This is a genomic window from Wolbachia endosymbiont of Tuta absoluta (assembly GCF_059414725.1).
Genome location: NZ_JBNRJY010000718.1, coordinates 1 through 3,153 on the forward strand (window position 1 = coordinate 1; position 3,153 = coordinate 3,153).

Annotated in this window: 2 protein-coding genes and 2 pseudogenes; all 4 read right to left on the minus strand. The window is 38.4% G+C overall.

Annotated elements, in window-relative coordinates; all coding sequences use genetic code 11:
- Positions 1–805 (minus strand): GTPase ObgE (gene obgE / locus ACJ5GX_RS07690; protein ID WP_495292873.1); only part of this gene is annotated, 805 nt, incomplete at its 3' end.
- Complete coding sequence (gene eno / locus ACJ5GX_RS07695) at positions 793–2,067, minus strand: phosphopyruvate hydratase (protein ID WP_052264984.1); 1,275 nt, start codon at positions 2,065–2,067, stop codon at positions 793–795. The genes obgE and eno, both read right to left, overlap by 13 nt.
- 66 nt (positions 2,068–2,133) lie before the next feature.
- Positions 2,134–2,249 (minus strand): annotated as a pseudogene (locus tag ACJ5GX_RS07700) (WPE palindromic element domain-containing protein); the annotation flags it as partial.
- Positions 2,248–2,451 (minus strand): annotated as a pseudogene (locus ACJ5GX_RS07705) (SurA N-terminal domain-containing protein); the annotation flags it as partial. The pseudogenes ACJ5GX_RS07700 and ACJ5GX_RS07705, both read right to left, overlap by 2 nt.
- Positions 2,452–3,153: the final 702 nt, after the last annotated feature.

Here is a 3,153-nt window from a genome sequence, read left to right on the forward strand (position 1 = left end):
GATCGCTATTGTAAAGCTTCAGTTCATTATGCGTACAATTATAAGCTGAAATAATTTCATCGTGAGTTACATCAATTAAATGCAGTAAAATTTTGCACCTTTCTATGTGCTTTAAAAATTTGTGTCCGAGCCCAACTCCAAGATGAGCATCAGCGATTATTCCAGGAATATCTGCTATTACAATTTCGCTATAATCCACTTTTGCTACACCTAAATGTGGTCTTATAGTAGTAAATTCATAATCGCCTACTTTCGTATCAGAATTCGAGCAGCGGGTTAAAAATTTAGATTTACCTACATTTGGCATACCAATAATGCCAACATCAGATAAAACTTTTAGCTTCAATACTATGTTTCTTTCCTCACCAGGCTGACCATGAGTAAAATGCCTTGGTGCCCTATTGGTGGAAGATTTAAAGTTAGTATTTCCAAGTCCACCTTTTCCACCTTGTACTACTTGAAATTCCATGTCGGGTTTATCAAGATCTACTATCACTTCCTCACTTTCTTCATCGATTATTTGTGTACCAACTGGAACTTTAAGTATAATATCTTTTCCTGCCGTGCCAGATCTATCTCTACTCGTACCACTTTTTCCACTACTTGCTTTAATATGTCTTCGACAACGAAAATTAAGCAAAGTGTTGAGATTTGCATCACTGATGAAAATTATGTCTCCTCCCTTGCCCCCATTACCACCGTTTGGGCCACCAAATTCAACGAATTTTTCTCGACGAAAACTCGCGCAGCCATCGCCACCATCACCTGCTTTTAAATATAATTTAACTTCGTCTATGAAGTCCATGCTAACCCACAATAATATTTAGCATTTTCTCCTAATGAACTTTCTATTCTCATTAATTCATTATACTTTGCAAGCCTATCAGAACGCGACAGCGAGCCAGTCTTGATTTGTCCACAATTCGATGCAACCGCTATGTGGGATATCGTTGTATCTTCTGTTTCACCTGAGCGATGCGAAATAATAGCCCTATAGCCATTTGATTTTGCCATTTCAATAGCAGCAAAAGTTTCCGTAAGCGTTCCTATTTGATTTGGTTTAATTAGTACAGAATTTGCCATTTTTTCCTCTATTCCTTTACTTATTAGTTCACAATTTGTAACAAATAAATCATCTCCAACCAATTGAACTTTATTCCCAAGTTTTACAGTAAGTAATTTCCAACCTTCATAGTCGTCTTCATTCATTGCATCTTCTATAGAAATTATTGGATATTTGCCTACAAGGTCAAAATAATACTGAACCAATTCCTCTGAAGTGAGTTCTCTGTTTTCAAATTTATAAACTCCATCTTCATAAAAAGTAGATGCAGCAACATCAAGACCCAGTGCAAAGTGATTTTTCATCGAATAACCGGCAGATTCAACAGCCTGAATTATCAAATTAAGAGCTTCTTCAGTGCTTCCAATGTTTGGTGCAAAACCACCTTCATCTCCTACGTTTGTGCTATAACCTTTTTTCTTAAGAATGCTGCGCAAGTTATGAAATACCTCTGCAGATATTCTGATTGCTTCACTGAAAGTTTCAGCACCAACCGGAAGAATCATAAATTCTTGAAAATCGAGTTTATTATCTGCATGTACTCCACCATTAATGACGTTAATTAGCGGAACTGGCATCTGCTCTTCCCCTACTCCCAAATACTTATATAACGGCATTTTAAAGCTGTTTGCTGCTGCTTTTGCAACAGCAAGAGACACACCCAAAGTTGCATTTGCTCCAAGTTTAGATTTATTTTTTGTTCCATCTAGTTCAATTAAAACTTTATCAATTGCACTCTGGTTTGCTGCATCCATGCCAATGATTTTATTTGCTATCACTCCACTCACAGATTGAACAGCTTTCAGCACTCCTTTACCACAATACCTTTTTTCATCTTGATCTCTCAGCTCCAATGCTTCTAGTTTACCGGTCGAAGCCCCAGAAGGGACAGCGGCTCTACCTGTTGCTCCATCACATAGTTCTATTTCTACCTCAATTGTTGGGTAACCCCTGCTATCTAAAATTTCTCTTGCAAATACACTGCTGATCGTCTTTTTCATCATGCTAAACCTCCACTAGATTCACAATTGTGTTCACGTTCGGGAAATGTCACCCCAGCGCTGTAACATTTCAGTGTACGAACATTGCAATATACAGGTAATTTGAGTAGCGGATGGTCAGTGCTTGACACTGGAATCCAGTTTTTATTATACAGCCACTTATTTAAAGTTAAGTCTTCTGGATCGATCGCTGATATTAATAAGCGGTACAACTCCTACTTCAATAATCTTGTTCCACAGCAGCTGACACTTTATTTGTTTTTTTAGGGTATTGAGATCTATATTATGCTTTTTTACGTATTGATCAACTTCATCAGCCTTAAGTTTTAAACTTTGAGTTAAGAATAACGTGACAGCATTATTTAACTCCTCGTTACTCAATTCTATGAGTGTTCAATCATGTTGCAGTACCCTAGAGAAAGGCTATCATGTGTTGTATCTATAAATTGTCATACTATTAACACCTGTATGTGCTACCATGCGATATTATGCAGTAAATACTATATGAATATGAATATTTCGAACCCGTATAATATGCATTATGGTGTGCATTACAAAGCAAGTGAACGCAATAACACACATGATTGATGGTGTCGGCTGGACGGTATGATAACAGCGAAATTGGCTGGACTTAGGGCTGCCAGTTTAGATGCATCACAAAATTAGGCTGTATAATTTTGTAATGCATCTAAACAGGCGTAGAACTGGTGTCGTACGGTGAGGGTTTGAGCGATGCCTATGAAATTACATTTTATGTTATGTCAGGCCTGTGTCACTCCGCGTGTAGGTATTGAAAACATACCTCCAGGCGCCGGCCACTGCGAAAGGGCTAATCTAGCGGGCTGCCGCAAGCGAAAGAAGTCACACGCGTGCGCTATTTGTTCAACCTTCTCGACAATTTTTTGCAAAATGGACAGACGAAAACATACATACATACATATATCACGTCTATAATCCCTTGCGGGGTAGGCAGAGCGTAAACGACCGCTAAAAACGGACATTTACGCCACGTCTGACAAACATTTTAGGGTCATTCAGAAAATTGTGAATCGCCATAGTGACAGGTTGTCAGCCCATCGCCTAAAATTG